This is a genomic window from Rhodanobacteraceae bacterium (genome assembly GCA_024234055.1).
Lineage (GTDB): Bacteria > Pseudomonadota > Gammaproteobacteria > Xanthomonadales > SZUA-5 > JADKFD01.
The window spans coordinates 150,695-168,285 of record JACKOW010000009.1; the positions used below are offsets into that span (position 1 = coordinate 150,695).

General features: G+C 65.6%; 15 protein-coding genes. 8 read left to right on the top strand and 7 right to left on the bottom strand.

Annotation, left to right across the window (positions count from 1 at the left end):
- Positions 1 to 106 precede the first annotated feature (106 nt).
- A complete protein-coding gene (locus H7A19_15240; protein MCP5476184.1) occupies positions 107 to 1,420 on the bottom strand; it encodes an MFS transporter in 1,314 nt (437 codons plus the stop codon).
- A gap of 178 nt (positions 1,421 to 1,598) precedes the next feature.
- Between H7A19_15240 and H7A19_15245 the strand changes: the two genes are divergently transcribed.
- Positions 1,599 to 1,868, top strand: a complete 270-nt coding sequence (locus tag H7A19_15245; protein MCP5476185.1) for a hypothetical protein — start codon at positions 1,599 to 1,601, stop codon at positions 1,866 to 1,868.
- Positions 1,869 to 2,020: 152 nt separating this feature from the next.
- On the opposite strand, the gene H7A19_15250 is transcribed toward H7A19_15245, so the two are convergent.
- Positions 2,021 to 3,250: a multifunctional CCA addition/repair protein gene (locus tag H7A19_15250; protein ID MCP5476186.1), complete on the bottom strand. Its 1,230-nt coding sequence runs from the start codon at positions 3,248 to 3,250 to the stop codon at positions 2,021 to 2,023.
- Between the two features lie 77 nt (positions 3,251 to 3,327).
- On the opposite strand from H7A19_15250, the gene H7A19_15255 reads away from it, so the two are divergent.
- The gene (locus H7A19_15255; GenBank protein ID MCP5476187.1) at positions 3,328 to 4,167 is read left to right on the top strand and encodes a DUF3034 family protein; all 840 of its coding nucleotides are present in this window, start codon (positions 3,328 to 3,330) and stop codon (positions 4,165 to 4,167) included.
- A gap of 340 nt (positions 4,168 to 4,507) precedes the next feature.
- Entirely contained in the window at positions 4,508 to 4,933 is a 426-nt protein-coding gene (locus tag H7A19_15260; protein ID MCP5476188.1) for a group 1 truncated hemoglobin, read from the top strand.
- 158 nt (positions 4,934 to 5,091) lie between these two features.
- Here the strand turns inward: H7A19_15260 and H7A19_15265 are convergent, their stop codons facing one another.
- The 3 genes from H7A19_15265 to radC all read right to left on the bottom strand — a co-directional run bounded on the left by H7A19_15265 (position 5,092) and on the right by radC (position 8,002).
- On the bottom strand, positions 5,092 to 6,174 hold the full coding sequence (locus tag H7A19_15265; GenBank protein MCP5476189.1) for a hypothetical protein: 1,083 nt from the start codon (positions 6,172 to 6,174) through the stop codon (positions 5,092 to 5,094).
- Entirely contained in the window at positions 6,167 to 7,246 is a 1,080-nt protein-coding gene (locus tag H7A19_15270) for a hypothetical protein (protein MCP5476190.1), read from the bottom strand. The genes H7A19_15265 and H7A19_15270 overlap by 8 nt, the downstream gene beginning before the upstream one ends.
- A gap of 69 nt (positions 7,247 to 7,315) precedes the next feature.
- Complete coding sequence (gene radC, locus H7A19_15275; protein ID MCP5476191.1) at positions 7,316 to 8,002, bottom strand: DNA repair protein RadC; 687 nt, start codon at positions 8,000 to 8,002, stop codon at positions 7,316 to 7,318.
- Between the two features lie 137 nt (positions 8,003 to 8,139).
- Between radC and coaBC the strand changes: the two genes are divergently transcribed.
- From coaBC to H7A19_15290, 3 genes are all read left to right on the top strand, one after another.
- Positions 8,140 to 9,321 carry a bifunctional phosphopantothenoylcysteine decarboxylase/phosphopantothenate--cysteine ligase CoaBC gene (gene coaBC, locus H7A19_15280; GenBank protein ID MCP5476192.1) on the top strand — a complete coding sequence of 394 codons (1,182 nt, stop codon included), beginning with the start codon at positions 8,140 to 8,142 and terminating at the stop codon, positions 9,319 to 9,321.
- Positions 9,318 to 9,785 (top strand): dUTP diphosphatase, encoded by a 468-nt coding sequence (dut, locus tag H7A19_15285; GenBank protein MCP5476193.1) that lies wholly within the window; start codon positions 9,318 to 9,320, stop codon positions 9,783 to 9,785. Before coaBC ends, dut begins: the two co-directional genes overlap by 4 nt.
- Positions 9,786 to 9,870: 85 nt before the next feature.
- Positions 9,871 to 12,318 carry a phosphomannomutase/phosphoglucomutase gene (locus H7A19_15290; protein MCP5476194.1) on the top strand — a complete coding sequence of 816 codons (2,448 nt, stop codon included), beginning with the start codon at positions 9,871 to 9,873 and terminating at the stop codon, positions 12,316 to 12,318.
- A gap of 14 nt (positions 12,319 to 12,332) precedes the next feature.
- On the opposite strand, the gene H7A19_15295 is transcribed toward H7A19_15290, so the two are convergent.
- A complete protein-coding gene (locus H7A19_15295) occupies positions 12,333 to 12,701 on the bottom strand; it encodes an Hpt domain-containing protein (protein ID MCP5476195.1) in 369 nt (122 codons plus the stop codon).
- A gap of 165 nt (positions 12,702 to 12,866) precedes the next feature.
- Here H7A19_15295 and H7A19_15300 point away from each other — a divergent pair, with 165 nt between their 5' ends.
- Both H7A19_15300 and H7A19_15305 read left to right on the top strand, forming a co-directional pair.
- On the top strand, positions 12,867 to 15,230 hold the full coding sequence (locus H7A19_15300; protein ID MCP5476196.1) for a response regulator: 2,364 nt from the start codon (positions 12,867 to 12,869) through the stop codon (positions 15,228 to 15,230).
- Positions 15,227 to 16,405, top strand: coding sequence for a class I SAM-dependent rRNA methyltransferase (locus tag H7A19_15305; GenBank protein MCP5476197.1), 1,179 nt, complete (start codon positions 15,227 to 15,229; stop codon positions 16,403 to 16,405). Before H7A19_15300 ends, H7A19_15305 begins: the two co-directional genes overlap by 4 nt.
- Before the next feature lie 187 nt (positions 16,406 to 16,592).
- Here H7A19_15305 and H7A19_15310 read toward each other — a convergent pair whose 3' ends face one another.
- Positions 16,593 to 17,591, bottom strand: a complete 999-nt coding sequence (locus H7A19_15310; GenBank protein MCP5476198.1) for an NADP-dependent oxidoreductase — start codon at positions 17,589 to 17,591, stop codon at positions 16,593 to 16,595.

The window sequence follows — 17,591 nt, forward strand, 5'->3', positions numbered from 1 at the left end:
CCAGCGGCATCGCCGCCCGGACAGCGCTGCGCGCAGTGCGGGCTACCACGGCCGGTGCCCGGGCTCTGGTCTGACAACCGACAACCAGCAACCAGCAACCAGCAACCTAAACCGGCTTCTCGCCGTCGGCCTCGTTCACATAGCCGCGCCGCACCAGCAGCATGAACAGCACGATGCCCGGCAGGGCCAGCAGCGTGGTCAGCAGATAGAACTGCACATAGCCCAGGGACTGGATCAGGGCGCCGGCAGAGGTGCCGGTGATGAAGCGACCGACCACGCTGGCGCCAGCCGAGATCAGCGCGTACTGGCTGGCGGTGAAGCGCAGATCGCACAGTGCCGAGAAATAGGCGACCACGCAGACACCGCCGGCGCCGCTGGCAAAGTTCTCGAAGCCGATGGCCGCGGCCATGAAGGCATTGGAGTGCCCGATCTGGGCCAGGCCGGCAAAACTCAGGTTGGACACCGCCATAAGCCACAGACACCAGATCACCGATCGGCGCACGCCCATGCGCGCATACATGGCGCCACCCACGAAGATGCCGATCAGATAGGCCCAGAAGCCCATGCCGACATCGTAGGCGGCAATCTCGGTATTGGTGTATCCGAGATCGTCGAAGAGCAATCTGAACGTCAGGTTGGCCAGGGTGTCGCCGATCTTGTGCAGCAGCACGAACAGCAGCACCAGAACGGCGCCGCGGCGGGCGAAGAATTCGATCAGCGGCTCGCTGACTGAACGCCAGAGCTCCCCGAGGCCTGTGCGATGGCCGGGCTCGCGATGGCGCGCGGGTTCGCCCATGAACAGGGTGGTCACCATGGCTGGCAAGGCAAACACCGCACAGACGGCGTAGGCCCATTGCCAGCCGGCAGACTCGGCGACCACCAGTGCCAGCGCGCCGGCGGCCACCGAGCCGATGCGCCAGCCGTACTGCGACATGCCGGCACCTACACCCAGTTGACGCGGGCTCAGCAACTCGATGCGATAGGCGTCGATGACGATATCGAAACTGGCGCCGGCCACGCCGACCAGGATCGCTGCCTGGGCGGTGGCCCACAGACTGGCCTTGGGATCGACCAGCGCCAGATTGATCACGGCGGCCATCACCAGCGTCCCGGTGACCCACAGCCAGGACACACGCTGCCCCAGATGGCCGATCAGCGGCAGACGCACGCCATCGATGATCCAGGCCCACAGGAACTTGAGGTTGTAGACCAGGAAGGCCAGTGAGAAGGCGGTGACCGCCTTCTTGTCGATGCCATCCTGCGCCAGTCGCGTGGTCAGCGTGGCCCCGATCATCGCGTAGGGGAAGCCGGAGGAAATGCCCAGGAACAGCGCCGCCAGCGGTGCCGATTCGGTATAGGGGCGCACGCCGGCCGGTAAACACCGGCGCCAGTCCTGCGGTGGGGTGGTGTCTGCGTTCATCTGCACAGACTACGAGATCAGCCGGTCGCTGCGGGCCCGTGCGCTTGCTCGGGCGCGGTTGCCCGCAAACCGACCCGGATTGGCCCCGCTGTGCGCTCCATCACGTCTGATTTCTGGACAGATGGGCACAGTCATCGCAGCATTGAGATCTGGGACCGCACGGAGACAGCGTCAGTACATGCCGGATTATCTGGTCAGGGGCATCGACGAAAAACTTGCACTGCGCATCAAGGACTATGCGCGGGATCGGCAGGTGACTCTGAATGATGGCGTGCTTGAGTTGATCGCCGCCGGTCTGGATTCGCGCGCTTCGCGGGTGGCACTCAGTGGCGGTGCACGTGCCGCCGAAGTCGAATCCGAGGTGCGCATGCTCGGTGGCAGCTGGAATTCCGACGAAGCCAGCGCCTTCGCCGACGCCCTGCGGGCACTGGAGCGGCTGCCGCGCTGAGGTCGTGCGGTGGCTGAGCTGGGTTTGTTGAGAGGGCACGAGGGCGAGAGGGCACGAGGGCGCGTTAAAGCGGGCGCGAGGCAGGGCTGAGATTCTTCGTGCCTTCGTGCCTTCGTGCCCTCGTGCCTTCGTGCCCTCGTGCCCTCGTGCCCTCAAGCTCCTCCCGCCAACACCGCAGCCACCGCCTTGACCCGCTCCTGCCGTAAGGCTTCGCCGACGGCCGGCCCGCTGAGACCCCGTTCCAGCAAGGGTGCAGTACTGACTGCGAGTGCGGCGCGCAGTGCCGACTGCAGTCGCTCACCCTGCGGGTAGGGTTCCTCGGAGCGCCCCAGGCGGCCGCGGTGATCGGCCTCGCAGGCCAGCGCGAAGCGCCGCACCCGCTCCGGCTTGCGTAATCCGTCGAGCCGTTCCAGCAATTTGAACACCGTGCCCGGCTTGAGTTCGGCAAAGCGATGCATGGTCAGGTGGTGCTCGCAGACCAGCAGGCCCAGATCGCGGTGCTCGGTCGGCACTTTCAGGCGCGCGCTCAGGGCACGGGCTGGCTCGACGCCGCGTTGCTCGTGCAGCACATGCCGCGGCCATTCTTCCGCGGGTGTCAGTGCCTTGCCCAGATCGTGCACCAGCGCTGCGTAGGCAACCTGATCGTCGCCCGGCGCCAGTCTGGGGCACTGGTCGAGCACCAGTTGCAGATGAATGCCACTGTCGACCTCGGGATGGAATTCGGCACGCTGGGGCACGCCGTACAGGCCGTCGATTTCCGGAAACAGCCTGGCCAGCGCGCCGCACTCGCGCAGTGTGACCAGAAAAGCGCTGGGTTGGGCCTCGGTCAGCGCCCGCCGCAGCTCCTGCCAGATGCGTTCGGGTACCAGATGGTCGACCTCACCGTTGTCGACCATGCCGCGCATCAATTCCAGTGTCTCCGGCGCCAGCCTGAATCCAAGCGGCGCGAAGCGCGACAGGAAGCGCGCTGCGCGCAGAATCCGCAGAGGATCCTCGGCGAAAGCCTCGGACACATGTCGCAGCAGGCGCTGCTGCAGGTCTTGCTGGCCGCCATAGGGGTCGATCACGCGGCCGTCGGCGTCTTCGGCCATGGCGTTGATGGTGAAGTCGCGGCGGCGCAGATCTTCTTCCAGACTGACGTCGGCGCCGGTGTGGAAGGTGAAGCCGGCATAGCCGCGCCCGGTCTTGCGCTCGGTGCGCGCCAGCGCGTACTCGGCTTGGGTCTGCGGATGCAGGAACACCGGAAAGTCGGCGCCCACCGGCCGAAATCCAGCCGCCAGCATGGCTTCGGGCGCGCTGCCGACGACCACAAAGTCGCGGTCGCCATGCGCACGCCCCAGCAGTCGGTCACGCACCGCGCCGCCGACCAGATAGCATTTCAATCCGTGGGTGTGTTTATCCATTGCAGACCTGCGGGTGCCCGGTACAATCTGGTGAGAACTCTACGCGAGCGGACTGGATGCGTGGTCTATACCTGCTGAGCCTGTGTGTGCTCGCGCTTCAGGCCAGCGCCGCCGATGGCCGGCTGCGTGGCAGCGGCGGACTGCTCTCGGTGGAAGGCGCCGCCGGTGGCGGGCTGGTGCCCTGGGCGGTGATCGCCGGCCATGGCGAGCGCGGCGAATGGGATCTGGTGGCGGGGGCGACGGTCGTCGATACCGGCGATTTCGATCTGCGTTCAACAGCGCTGGCGCTGGCCTGGGACAACCGGCTGGAACTGTCCTATGCGCGGATGTCGCTGGGACTGGATGCCCTGGTCGAACGCGGTCTGTTTCCCGATCGGCGTCTGGATACCGAGGTGCTGGGGGCAAAACTGCGCCTGGGCGGCGATCTGATCTATGGATCGGGCCCGCAAGTATCGCTGGGCCTGCAATGGCGGCGCTCGCGCGATCCGGATCTGGTCATGCTGGCCTCGGCCGAGAATCAACAGGGCGCAGATGTCTATCTCAGCGCCAGCAAGCTCTGGGTGGATGGCATCGGCAGTCGCCGCACGCTGGCCAGCCTGACTCTGCGTTCGACCACCGCCCATCAGCTCGGTCTGGCCGGTTTCAGCGATCGCCGAAGCACCACGCTGGAGGGCAGTGTCGCGGTCTTTGTGCATCCGGACTGGCTGCTGGGCGTCGAATATCGCGGCAAACCCGATCGACTGGCGTCTGCCCACGAGGACGACTGGAGCAATGTCTTTGTGGCCTGGTTGCCCTCCAAGCAATGGCATCTGGCCCTGGCCTACGCGGACCTGGGTTCGATAGGCGGCATTTCCGGACAGCGCGGCTACTACTTCAGCGTGCAGGCTTCACCATGAACCCATCTCATGATTCACCGCCGCGTCATTGCGAGCCACCTGCTTCGGCCCGAAACTCCTCACGGGCCATCAACCGCCAGCTTGCCCGTAGGAGCGACCTCGCGTCGCGACCTGCAAGCCGCAGGTCCGCCGCAGCGGTCGCGCCGCAAGGGCGCTTCTACAAATGAACAAATCAAATCAACAATTTGCGATATGGGTCCATGGAGAGGAGCGCAGCGACGAATCAATCCAGAGACTGCCTGCTGGGCATCTGGATGGCCTCCCTCAGATCAGGTCCTGGGTCGCAATGACGCCGCTTCCTGACCCGATGGCACCGTCGGGACGACACAGATGGCTCGCCATGCGGGTCGGATTGAGTCTGGTGGTCCTGAGTCTGTTGTTGATGCTGGGCGCCTGCGCCACGGTTCCGCGGGATAGCCTGTACCAGCAACTGGGTGGTGCCGAGGGCGTGGCCAGTCTGGTCGATGCCCTGATTGAAAAATCACGCACGGACCCGCGGATCGGCGAACTCTTTGCCGAGACCGATTTTGACTATTTCCGGGAGCGCCTGATCGAACAGATCTGCGAACTGGCCGACGGTCCCTGTGAGTACACCGGGTTGCCGATGAGCGATGCCCACAGCGGCATGGACATCAGCGAGCGCGAATTCAACTGGTTCGTGGAAGACCTCGAGCAGGCCATGCAGCAGGTAGGACTGCCGCTCGCGGTGCAGAACCGCCTTCTGGCGCAGTTGGTGCCGATGCACGCTGAGGTGATTCGGCAGTAGCCCAGCGGGTCGTTCTTGGCGACCTCGGCCGGTTTTGCGAGGGCAGGACGCCGAGAACGCAATGGAATCGCGGAAGAGACGCACAGGAAGAAGGGGAACGTCGGCAGCGCAGGCGGTCTGGCCGATGGGGTGTCCGGATGCTGCGCCGCAGGGCAGGCTCAAGAGCCCAAGGGTCGCGAGAGCAGCGCTTCCAGCGCGATCAGGGCCTCCTCAAGGCCATTGCGCAGTCCCAGCGTCTGCGCGCGGGTGCGCAAGGCTTGCCGTTGCGATTCATCACGCCACAGCTGGCGTGCCGCGGTGGTCAGGGATTCGGTCCGGGGCTGGCATTCGATCACCGCTGCGTGGGCCTCCAGCATCTGCAGTCGCGCCGATTGGTCGCGGGCCAGGGCTACCGCCACGCACGGGACATCCAGCGACAGGGCTTGCAACAACAGGCTGCCGGCGCCGAGCACGGCCAACTCGGCGCGCTGCAACAGAGCCATGAGCGCGGCGTTGGCCAAGGGCCCCACGCGCAGCACGCCGTCGCCGTGCTCGATCCGTTCCGCGGCCCAGTCGCCGCGAACCACCACGGCTGGCGCCTGCAGCGCCCGCGCGGCTTCGGCAAAGGCCTCGCCCGCGGGTCTGCCCTCGATCTGCCCACCGCCACCACCAGGGCAGAACAGCACGAAGGCCGGGTGCTCGTCGACAAAACTCATCACCTCGGTGGGTAAGCGCGCCGCGTCCGGCGCCTCATGCAGCGTACCCAGGGGGCGCCAGCGCACAGTCTGGAACCAGCGCAGCAGCCAGCGCTGGAAGCGGCCGGGTAGGGCGGCATCCAGACTGAGTTCCACGGACCAGTGTTCGTTGATTCGCGCCAGCACGCCGGGGCGAAAGCCGCGCGAGCGCGCCGAGGGTCGTGAGCTGAGATAGATCACGCTGGCGCCAGCGGCTCGGGCGGCACGCAACTGGGCCGGTCTTGCCGTGCTGTCGAAAATCACCACCGCCGGGCGTCGCGAGCGGATGGCCGCGATCACTTCGGTGCTGCAGCGCGTAGGTGACGCCGGTAGCGCCACCTGCTCAATGCCCGGGTCAGCAAGCGCCGGCAGCGCTGAAGCCGCCGCGGCAATGGTGATCGGAAGGCCGGGCCAGCGCTGCCGTGCACTGCGCGCCAACAGCAGAGCCCGCTGCAGCTCGCCGCTGCCGCTGCCACCCGACACCGGAATCAGCAACAGGCCACTCGGCAGCAGCCCGGCCTCAGCCAATCTCGTCAGCCAGGCGCAAGAAGGCTTCGATCACGTGCTGGCCGGTCTGGCCGGGCCTGGGGCCGCCGGAAAACAGCTCGCGCATGCGTCGGCTTTGCCATTGCACCTTGGGTTCGTTGCTGCGCTTGCCGTTGCCGAAGACTTCCAGGCCCAGCGGCGACACAAATCGATGCAGCTCGAAAAAGTAGCGCTCCTGTCCCGAGGTCAGGAAATCGAACACCGGCAGCGCGGATTCGGCGGCATTGAGGGCTCGGCCGGCACGCTTTTCCCGCTCCTGAACCAGGCGCACGGCGCTGCCGGCAAAGGCGGCGAAGGGCTCAGCCACATTGGCGGTGTCGAGATCAGCGGCGAACAACATCAGACGGGTGTAGCGCGCCGTTTCCGGATCCAGATCCTCCTCGGCGCGTTCGGCCCTGAGCTCGGCCACCAGCTTGGGCGCCAATGACCCGCCAGAGGAAGCAACCTCGGCGGTATTGAAGAAATTGCGTGCGGCCGGGCGGGCATCGAAAGTGGATCCGGCGATCATCAGACTCAGCGCAACGAAGAACTCGCGATCCTGCTCGCGCGAAAAACCCACCTGATCCAGGATGCGACAGGCCTCGGCGATGCTGGCACGTTCATTGGCGCCGATGTCGTGCCAGAAGTCGGCGGCTTCGCGTTGGCGCAGGTCATGGCAGGTGGCAAAGAGCGCCAGCAACAGCCAGTCCTGCGCCCCCAGGGCTTGCCAGCCCAGTTGCAGCCGTGCCCGCGCCAGGCGTCCGTTGAGCAGTTCCAGCGCATGCTGTTCATTGTGATACTCGTGCAGATCACGGCCCCAGCTGCCGTGGCGCGAGGCCATGCGCACAAAACTCAGCGCCAGCGCATCCTGAGCTTTCTTCAGCAGCGGCCGCCATTCTTCACCAAAGGTCGACAGATAGGACTGCCCGACCTCCTGCATCACCGCAAACAAATCAGGCCGGCGCTCGCGCAAGGCTTCGGCAGCCTGGGCAACATCGCGCACCCGGTGCTCGCAGGCGTCTGCCGGGAACTGGCTGTCCAGGTCGAGCAAGGCGCTGGCGACATCGACTTGCATGTGTGATCCGGCTTGCGTCCGAGGTTGGGTTCGTCCCGAGTATACGAGGCTGGAAGCGACGCCGGCACCTCAGATCCAGCCGCGCTCGGCAAAGGAAACCGTGGCGCCGTCACCCACCACGACATGATCCAGCAGTCGGATTTCGACCAACGCCAGTGCCTGGCGCAGGCGTTCGGTCAGCTCGCGGTCGGCGGCGCTCGGTTCGGCAACGCCCGACGGATGGTTGTGGGCCACCACAACTGCCGCCGAGGCCAGCTTCAGGGCCCGCTTGACCACTTCTCCCACGTACACCGCCGCGCCGGTCAGGCCGCCATGAAACAGATCCTCGATGCCGATCACCTGATGCCGTGCATCCAGGAACAGCGCCGAGAACACCTCCCGTTCGGCATCGCGCAGGCGCGCCTGAAAGACTTGATGCACATCTGCCGGTGCACCGATGGTGCCGCCCCGGCGCAGATTGCCGGCCCCGGCTCGTCGGCCGAGCTCTGCCGCCGCCTGCAGCACCGCCCATTTGGCCGGGCCGATGCCCAGGCCCGCGGGCAGCTCGCTCAGGGCCGCTGCCAGTGTGGCCCGCAATCCACCGCATTGCCGCAGCAGTTCACGGGCGCTGTCGACGGCGCTGCAGCCGCGGGTACCCGTACCCAGCAACAGGGCCAGCAGTTCGGCATCACTCAGGCGTTCGGCGCCCAGCGCGATCAGGCGCTCTCGCGGGCGCTCCTGATCGGGCCAGTCGTGGATGGGTCGATGGGTGTTCATGGGCAGGTCCTGAGATCGGGAGCGGCCAGCATGGGCGCGCAGCCTTCCCGGGGGCGATCCGGCAATCGCGCAATTTCCGGTAGTCTTGTGCTGATTGTGCTGTAGGAATTTTCCGACGCGTGGCAGAGCTTTCGACAATGCGGCTGGTTCTGGGGGTGGGAGCGGGCATCGCCGCCTACAAGTGCGCCGAACTGGTGCGCCGGGTGCGCGAACAGGGTGCCGAAGTGCAGGTGGTGATGACCGACTCGGCGCGGCACTTTGTCGGTGCGGCTACCTTCCAGGCACTCTCCGGCCGTGCCGTGCGCAGCAGCCTTTGGGATGAGTCGGCAGAAGCGGCGATGGGGCATATCGAACTGGCACGCTGGGCCAGCCAGATCGTGATTGCCCCGGCTACCGCCGATCTGATGGCTCGGTTGCGCGCCGGCATTGCCGACGATCTGTTGACCACGCTGTGTCTGGCCAGCGCCGCGCCGGTAGCGCTGGCGCCGGCGATGAATGCGCAGATGTGGGCGCATCCCTCGGTACAGGACAATCTGCAGGTGTTGGTGCAGCGCGGCTTGCAGATCATCGGCCCTGGCTTCGGGGATCAGGCCTGCGGCGATGTCGGGGCCGGACGCATGGCCGAGCCGGCAGAGATCATCGATGCGCTGATCGGCGCAGTGCCGCAAAGTCTGTCGGGGCGCAGGGTGGTGGTCAGCGCAGGGCCGACCTTCGAGGATCTGGACCCGGTGCGCTTTCTCGGCAATCGCAGCTCCGGCAAGATGGGTTTCGCCATCGCCGCGGCTGCTCGTGCCGCGGGCGCCCGAGTCCAGCTGATTGCCGGTCCGGTGCATCTGCCGACGCCGGCGGGTTGTGAGCGCATCGACGTGCGCAGTGCCTTGCAGATGTACGAGGCGGTCATGAACGCGGCGGCCGGCGCCGATGTATACATCGGTGCGGCGGCGGTGGCTGACTATCGTCCGGCCGAGGCAGCCGAGCACAAGATCAAGAAGGGTGCCGAGAGCATGGCCCTGGCGCTGGTGCGCAATCCGGACATCATTGCCGAACTGGCGCGTGCAGCGCGGCCCCGCCTGCTGGTGGGGTTTGCCGCGGAAACCCGGGATGTACTGGAGTACGCCCGTGGCAAGCTAGAGGCCAAGGGTCTGGACCTGATCGTCGCCAATCGGGTGGGACCGGATGCCGCCTTCGATCGAGATGACAACGCTCTGACCGTGATCTCTGCCGACGGCGTCAGTGAACTGGGCAGTGGCAGCAAGCGCGAGCTGGCGGCGCGCCTGATCCGCTTGATCGGTCAGCGGCTGGAGGCCGGCACGGCATGATCAGCAGCCCCCTGGATCTGGCCGTCAGGATTCTGGATGCGCGCCTGGGCACGCTTTGGCCGCTGCCGGCCTATGCCACTGACGGATCGGCAGGGCTTGATCTGCGGGCCTGTCTGCAGGCGCCGTTGACGCTGGCGCCGGGTGCCAGTGAGCTGATCTCCAGCGGCATGGCCATCCATATCGCCGATCCCGCCGTGGCGGCGTTGATCCTGCCGCGCTCCGGCCTCGGCGCTCGCCACGGCATTGTGCTCGGCAATCTGGTCGGTCTGATCGATTCCGACTATCAGGGGCCACTGATGGTGTCGTGCTGGAACCGATCCGACCAGCCCTTTAGTATTGCGCCGGGCGATCGCATCGCGCAGATGATTCTGGTGCCCGTGCTGCAGGCCAGCTTGCGGGTGGTCGACGGTTTCGATGCCACAGAACGCGGGAGCGGTGGCTTTGGACACAGCGGGCGCAGCTGAGCGAGACTAGGCGCATTCCAGGCCGGTCGAAGGATCGGATTCAGCAGCATCAAGCCAATCAGGATTCCCTGCCAGCGTGCCATCGATGCGCAATCTTCTCTCAAAGCTGAAAGATGCCACTGCAGCCAGGCCCGGCGCCAAGGGCGCGAAATTCGATGTGCGCCAGATTCTGGCGCCGGTCGGTTTGGCCCTGCTGCTCAGTGTGGGCGCCCTGTTTCTGTTTCAGACCTGGCAGGCCTGGACTACCGAGTCCCTGCAAGGCGAAGCCGATCGCGTGGTGGCGCAGGCTCGCCAGAGCATCGGCGGATTTGTCTCCGAGCGCCAACGTCAGTTGAGTGCAGCCTTGTTGCATCCCGAAATCGCTCGCTATTTCGCCAGCGGCAGTTCGGGTGACGCCACTCGGGCGCTTGCCGCGATCCGGGAGAACATGCCTGAGGTGAGCGATGGCCGCTTCGTCGGCGCCGACGTGCTCGACGAGATCGGCGACGATATCGGCGGTTTTGGCTATGCCAACGCCGAGATGCTGCTCAGCGCTGCACGCCTGGGGGCACCGGCACCGGCGCAGGTCCACGGTGTGCGTGGCGGCCCGCTCGAGCTGGTCCTGGTCAACCCCGTCAACAATGGCGGCAGCATCGTTGGTTTCGCATTGATCAAGCTGCCCTATGAGCCGCTGAGGACCAGTTTCGAGCAGATCTCCACCGGCGGCCTGCAATTGGCGTTGCTGCAGGGCGAAGTGGGCAATTCCGGCGTACTTGAGGGCAGCCCGGAAGCGATTGCCAATACCGCAGCCGTGCCCGGGGCCATGCTGCGCATCGGTTATCGGATTCCACCGCCGCTGATCGTGCTGGGGCCGGAGAGCGCCTTGGGCAATCTGGTGGCTGCCATCATCAGTTTGCTCGCTGCGATCCTGGTCATCGTCTGGCGCACGCGTCCAGAATTGCTGGAACGCCTGTTGCACCCGTCGCGCGCGGGCGCGCCCAAGGAAGTGACGCTGGGGGAGCGTTTGAAAGTCGAGGCAGCCGCGAAGGAGGACAAGTTGGCAGCGGCCAGGCAGGCGCCGACGGAAGCCGCTGCCGGCCCGGCCGCAGTCGCGGCGGCGTCCACGGCCCCGCCTATGGCTCCACCCAAACCGGTCAAGGCTGCATCGTCGAAGGCCGGGGGTGTGCTTGATCGCAGCATCTTCCGCGCCTACGACATCCGCGGTGTGGTAGGAAAGACCCTGACTCCCGCCATCGCCCAGCAAATTGGGCACGCGGTGGGTTCAGAAGTGCGCGCACGGGGTCTGCAGACGGTGCTGGTGGGTCGCGATGGTCGACTCAGCGGTCCGGACATGGCCGACGCCGTGGTCCAGGGCTTGCTGGCTGCCGGCTGTGATGTCATCGACATCGGCGCGGTGCCCACACCGGTGCTGTATTTCGCCACGCATGACCTCAGCGCGGGCTCGGGCATCATGGTGACAGGCAGCCACAATCCGCCCGACTACAACGGCTTCAAGATCATGATCGGCGGCGACACGCTGGCCGAGCAGGACATCCAGTCTCTCTATGACCGCATCGTCGACGATCGTCTGGAATCGGGGCGCGGCGCGCTCACCCAGATGGATCTGGTCGAGAACTACATCGAGCGGATTTCCGGCGATATCCAGCTGGAGAGTCCGCTCAAGGTGGTCATCGACTGCGGAAACGGCATCGCCGGCGGTATCGCGCCGCGTTTGTTCGAGGAAATCGGCTGTGAGGTCATGCCGCTGTATTGCGAGGTTGATGGCAACTTCCCGAATCATCATCCGGATCCCAGTGATCCGCACAATCTGGAAGACTTGATCCTCACCGTGCGCCAGCTCAAGGCCGACATCGGTCTGGCCTTCGATGGCGACGGCGACCGCCTCGGCGTGGTCACTGCCGCCGGCAAGATCGTCTATCCCGACCGCTTGCTGATGCTGTTTGCCCGCGACGTGCTGACCCGCGCGCCGGGTGCCACGATCATCTACGACGTCAAGTGCACCGGTCATCTGTCTGGCGTGATCCTCGGTCATGGCGGTAGCCCGGTCATGTGGAAAACCGGGCATTCGCTGATCAAGAAGAAGATGAAGGAGACTCAGGCCGAACTGGCGGGTGAAATGAGTGGCCACTTCTTCTTCAAGGAACGCTGGTACGGATTCGATGATGGCCTGTACGCGGGCTGTCGCCTGCTCGAGATCATCGCCGCTGATGGCCGTGATCCGGAGGAGATCTTTGCCGAGTTGCCGCAGGGCGTGAGCACCCCCGAGCTCAAGATCGACATGCCGGAAGGTGCTCACTATCGCTTCATGGAGAAGTTCCGCGAGCGGGCCAAGTTCGATGGCGCGCGGGTCACCCTGATCGACGGTGTGCGCGCTGACTGGCCCGACGGTTGGGGGCTGGTGCGCTGTTCCAACACCACGCCTTGTCTGGTGCTGCGCTTTGATGCTGCCGATGGTGATGCCCTGTCCCGCATCCAGGGGCTGTTCCGGGCCCAGTTGCTGGCGCTGGATGCCAAACTGGTACTGCCGTTCTAGTGACCGCCAGCCGCCTATCCGTCCCGCCAGGCGCGCAGCGCCCTCATGCCCTCGTTCATGGCCCGGTCAAGTGTGCCGAGCAGAGCCGGATTCAGGATCAGCGACTGAGGGTCGCTCTCCAGCTGTGCCGCCAGTCGCGATAGCGCGATCAAGCCTATCGAGCCGGCGCCGCCCTTGAGGGAGTGCGCCAGCGTCTTCACCTCGGGCCAGCGTTGATCTGCCATGGCTTGCTCCAGCGCTGCCAGTTGGCCCTGACGCTTGGCTTCGAATCGCTCCATCAGCTGGTCGAGCAGACCAGGCTTGACCCGGTCCAGCAGTCGCAATTCGTCCAGTGTCTCGTAATCCAGGATGGCAGGGTCAGACGGGTCCAGGGATGCGGCCAAGGGAGTGGCTCCGGTGTCAGTACTCGCCCATGCTAGCCTCTGCCGAGCCATCATGGCTAAGTCAATGGACGCCTCCTCCGGGACGGCCTGCCAGGAAAGGACCGATGACGGAATCCACATGCCGCCCACCTCAGGTCGCCCCAATTCATCGAGCCGGCCGGTGCCATGTCGGCTAGGCCCGCCACGGGTAGTGCTCGGCTGCGGGATCAGCTCGGTACCTGGCTGATTGCCGTCTGCGGGTTGCCGCTGGTGCTGTTTGCCTGGTCATACGGGATGCTGGAAAGCCGGCATCTGGTGTCGGTGCATCAGGCCAGGCTGGATGCCGCTGCACAAACGGCCGCGGCGGCCTTGGACCAGTATCTGACGCTGCACATGGCGGCCATCGAGTATCTGGCCGACTACCAGTCCAGGTTCGATGTCGAGCCCATTTCGCTGTCACGTGATCTGGCATCGATGCGACAGCGCTTTCCTGGCTTCCTGACCATGCTGCGCACCGACGCCGACGGCTTTCTGCGGGCTGTAGCCAGCGGTCGCACCCTCCAGGAAGATCTGGACTATGTGGCGGTCAAGCGTTCGGTGACCGACCGGTCCTATTTCCAGGTGCCCCGTGACAGCGGCCAGAGCTACATCTCCGATGTCTTTCAGGGCCGTGGTCTGGGCACCGACATCATTGTCGCCATCGCCGCGCCGGTATCCCTCGATCAACAATTTGCCGGGGTGGTCCAGGGCGCCCTGCGCATTGCCAACTTTGACCGGGTTGTCGAGCGACTGAATCTGGCAGAGGAAGGGCTGTCGCTTGACGTCGTGGACCGTGGTGGCGCCGTGGTTTATTCCAATGGCGCCGCGCCTCGGCCGCTGATGCGGATAGAGCCGGAACCGACAGGCGGTGACGATACGCGGCCCGACGCCTTGGACCATGAGCCTCCTCGGTTCTCCTCGGTGTCCCAGCTGGGAATGCTCGGTTGGCAGGTGATCGTGCGCTCGCCGGGCACGGCCATCGCCCAGTCGCGCCGGCAGCTGCAGTGGCTGATCGCTGCGATTGCGCTGGTGGGCATGCTTGCGATCTGGTTGGCCATTGGCCGAGTCGTCGCCCTGATCGCGCGGCCGCTGGAGTTGATCAAGCAGGATATCGATCGTCTGGATGTGCAAAGCGAGGTCGGCATCCCGGAACTGGAAGCCCTTCCGGCCGGCGCTTCGGTCGAAGTGCACTCCATGCGCGAGGGCCTGCTGCATCTGGCCGAGCGCCTGTCGGAAGCGCGCCGCGGCTGGATCGAGGCCATGGCGGCGCGGGCGCGCTCGCACGCGGATCTGGAACGTGTGGTGGCCGAGCGCGAGAACTACATCGCTCAGCAAACCCATGAACTCAAACGGGCGCTGGCCGCGGCGGAGTCGGCCAGCGTGGCCAAGGACCAGTTGCTGGCCAACACCAGCCATGAGATTCGCACGCCGCTGAACGGCATCATCGGTACCACCGAACTGCTGCTGCGGGAAGACTTGGCTCCCGCCCACAAACAGCGACTGCAGACCTTGCTGGGAAGTGCCGAGGGTCTGATGGCGTTGCTCAACGACCTGCTCGATCTGGCCAGGGCCGATCGTCAGCAGGCGCCGCTGGTGACCCAGGCGGCGGTTCTGAGCGAAATCGTGGAATCGGTGCTCGACAGTCTCAAGCCACTGGCCGAGCAACGCGGTTTGCAACTGCAACTGGAGGCTGCCGATCCGCGCTTGCCTCGAAGGGTCAGGGTTGACCCCTTGCGCCTGCGGCAGATTCTGCTGAACCTGACTGCCAACGCCATCAAGTTCACTGAGGTCGGCAGTGTGCGCATCGTCCTCGAAGCGGCGGCGCCGGGCCAGGTGCGTTTCAGCGTGATCGATACCGGCATCGGCATACGCCCGGAAGATCGCGAGCGCATCTTCGAGCCCTTCGTCCAGGTGGATGCATCCTCCAGCCGACGATTCCAGGGTACCGGCCTCGGCTTGACCATCACCCGGCATTGGGTCAACGCCATGGGCGGTACTCTGAACGTCGAGAACGCGCCCGGAGGCGGCAGCTGTTTCAGCTTCACGCTGGCGCTGGAATCGACGCCGGAAGATACCGTGGCGACCGAGAGCGTCCCGGCCGAGCCCTCGAAGGGCTTTCCGGGCAAGGTCCTGGTCGTCGATGACGTCGACGTCAATCGCGATGTGGCCTTGGCGCAACTGCAGGCACTGGGGCTGGAGAGTGTGGCGGCGGATGGCGGCGCACAGGCCGTCGCCATGGTTGCGGAGGGCGATTTCGACCTGATCCTGCTTGATTGCCAGATGCCGGGAATGGATGGCTATGCCACGGCAGCGGCGATTCGCCGCATGGCCATCGCGCGGCAACCGAAGATTGTGGCGGTCACCGCCAACGCCCAGCCGGGTGAGCGCGAGCGCTGCCTGGCGGCTGGCATGGACGACTATCTGGCCAAACCGGTGAGGCTGGTCCATCTGCGGCAGTTGTTTCAGCGGCTGAGCGCCGCTGATGATGGGGCAGGTATCATCGGCGAATGACCAAGACCCCTACCGAAGCTCTGCCGCTGGTGCGGCTCAAGACCGAGCGCCGCTCGAACCATCCCTGGATATTTCAGAAGATGGTCGAGAAGCCGGACCCGAAACCGCGTCCTGGCAGCGTGGTCGATATAGAAGACCGCACCGGTGCCTGGGTGGGCCGCGGATTCTACAATGGCCATTCGCGCATCGCCCTGCGGGTACTCACCGAGCAGCCGGAGCTGGTCGTCGATGCGGATTTCTTTCGCTACCGCATCGCCCGGGCGCTGGAACTGCGGCGCCAGGTGCTCAGGCTGGACGAAGTCACCGACGCCTATCGGGTGATCCACTCCGAAGGCGATGACCTGAGTGGACTGGTGGTCGATCGTTTTGCCGACACCCTGGTCATCGAGTATTTCTCGGCTGGCATGTGGCGCTTGCGCGACGTCATTCGGCGCGCGCTGGCCGAGCACTTCGGTGACCATCAGTTCTACTGGTTTGCCGAAGAGCATGTTGCCAAGCAGGAGAGTTTCGATTGCTCGGTGCCGGCGCCGCCGCCGCCGACCACGATCACCGAGTACGGCCTGCGCTTCAAGGTGGCGCCGGGTCAGAAGCACAAGACCGGTTTCTTTGCCGATCAGCGCGACAACCGCAAGCGCCTCGGGGATTTTTCGGCGGGCAAGCGGGTGCTTGATCTGTGCTGCAATTCCGGTGGTTTTGCCATCTATGCCGCTGCCGCCGGTGCCGAGGAAGTGGTGGGCGTGGATCTGGACGAGGAAGTGCTGGAACTGGCGAAGCACAACGCGCGGCTGAACAAGCTGCGTGCGCGTTTTGTCCACGCCGACATTTTTCCGTGGCTGCGCGATGCCGCCAACAACGGCGAACAGTTCGACACCGTCATCCTGGATCCGGCCAAGATGACCCGCGACCGCGAAAAGGTCATTCCGGCGCTGAAGAAGTATCTGGATATGAACAAGGCGGCGCTGGCGGTGGTCAAACCCGGTGGCATCCTGCTGACCTGTTCTTGCACGGGCCTGGTCAGCGAGGAGCAGTTCCTGGACATGATCCGGCGCGCCGCCTTCTACGCCAATCGCACGGTCCAGATCCTGGAAGTGCGCGGTGCCGGCGCCGATCACCCCTGGCTGGCGCACGTGCAGGAATCGCGCTACCTGAAATCGGTGTTCTGCAGGGTCTATTGAGAGTCCCGCTCGCCCCTGGCGGTGCGCTTGGTCGCGAATCAAACAGGGGGCGGGGGGCAGGGGACCCACGTCGCGGCACGGCCAGATCATGCGTCGAGGTTGGACCCCTGCCCCCTTCCCCTTCTTCGTGATTCAGTAGATCAATAAGTTACGACATGTTTGGTGAGGGCCGCTTGTGGCGCGGCCCTCAGGGCACCACCAGCACCTTGCCGGCGGCATGTCCGGCTTCGACATAGGCCAGTGCTTCGGCCGCGTCCTTGAGCGGGTAGCGACGGTCTATCTCCGGGCGCAGCTGACCCGCGTCGACCAGACTGACCAGTTCCGCCAGTTGGGCGCCGTCGGGGCGCATGAACAGATAGTGGTAGTTGACGCCGCGGGCTCGGGCAGCGGCGCGCTCCGGGCGGGTCAGGAAGGCCAGTATCCAGGTCAGCGGCGGACCGACGCCCCAGGCGCGCGCCACCTCGGGGGTGGGCATCGCCGCTATCGAGATCACATGACCGCCAGGCCGGGTGATGGCAATCGAGCGCAGCAAGGTGTTGCCACCCTGGGTGTCGAGCACCACATCGGCGCCATGCATGATCTGCTCGAAGCGCGTGGTGCGGTAGTCGATCACGGCATCGGCACCCAACCGCAGGCAGCGCTCCCGATTCTTGTCGCTGGCCGTGGTGTAGACCTTCGCCCCTTTCCAGCGACCCAGCTGCAGCGCGAAATGGCCGACACCGCCGGCGCCGGCATGCACCAGCAGGGTTTGCCCGGCGCTGAGCTGGCCCAGTTCGAACAGCGCCTGCCAGGCGGTCAGGCCCGCCAGGGGCAGGGCCGCGGCATCGACCAGATCGATGCTCGACGGGGCCAGGGCGGCATCGGACTCAGCCACCAGCGCGCGCTCGGCAAAGGCGCCGATACGGGTCTTTCCGAGGCGGGCGATGATGCGGTCGCCGGGCTTGAAGCGGGTCACCGCGGCGCCCACCTCGCGCACGGTGCCGGACAGATCATTGCCCAGGACCAGCGGAAAATCGAAGCGCATCATCGACTTGACCTTGCCCTGGCGGAGCTTGAAATCGATCGGATTGACGCTGGCGGCGGCGACCTCGACCAGCAGATCGTGAGCGCCGGGGCTGGGTTCGGGCAAGGTCCCCACGCGCAGGCGCTCGGGTCCGCCGTAGGCTTCGATGTAGGCTGCGAGCAT

Excerpts from the sequence above, each read along its gene's own strand:
- dut (MCP5476193.1), top strand. The coding sequence starts at position 9,318 with ATGATCAGCAGCCCCCTGGATCTGGCCGTCAGGATTCTGGATGCGCGC.
- H7A19_15290 (MCP5476194.1), top strand. The coding sequence starts at position 9,871 with ATGCGCAATCTTCTCTCAAAGCTGAAAGATGCCACTGCAGCCAGGCCC.
- H7A19_15245 (MCP5476185.1), top strand. The coding sequence starts at position 1,599 with ATGCCGGATTATCTGGTCAGGGGCATCGACGAAAAACTTGCACTGCGC.
- H7A19_15260 (MCP5476188.1), top strand. The coding sequence starts at position 4,508 with ATGCGGGTCGGATTGAGTCTGGTGGTCCTGAGTCTGTTGTTGATGCTG.
- H7A19_15270 (MCP5476190.1), bottom strand. The coding sequence starts at position 7,246 with ATGCAAGTCGATGTCGCCAGCGCCTTGCTCGACCTGGACAGCCAGTTC.
- H7A19_15300 (MCP5476196.1), top strand. The coding sequence starts at position 12,867 with ATGTCGGCTAGGCCCGCCACGGGTAGTGCTCGGCTGCGGGATCAGCTC.
- coaBC (MCP5476192.1), top strand. The coding sequence starts at position 8,140 with ATGCGGCTGGTTCTGGGGGTGGGAGCGGGCATCGCCGCCTACAAGTGC.
- H7A19_15310 (MCP5476198.1), bottom strand. The coding sequence starts at position 17,591 with ATGCTCGCAGCCTACATCGAAGCCTACGGCGGACCCGAGCGCCTGCGC.
- H7A19_15305 (MCP5476197.1), top strand. The coding sequence starts at position 15,227 with ATGACCAAGACCCCTACCGAAGCTCTGCCGCTGGTGCGGCTCAAGACC.
- H7A19_15240 (MCP5476184.1), bottom strand. The coding sequence starts at position 1,420 with ATGAACGCAGACACCACCCCACCGCAGGACTGGCGCCGGTGTTTACCG.
- H7A19_15255 (MCP5476187.1), top strand. The coding sequence starts at position 3,328 with ATGCGTGGTCTATACCTGCTGAGCCTGTGTGTGCTCGCGCTTCAGGCC.
- radC (MCP5476191.1), bottom strand. The coding sequence starts at position 8,002 with ATGAACACCCATCGACCCATCCACGACTGGCCCGATCAGGAGCGCCCG.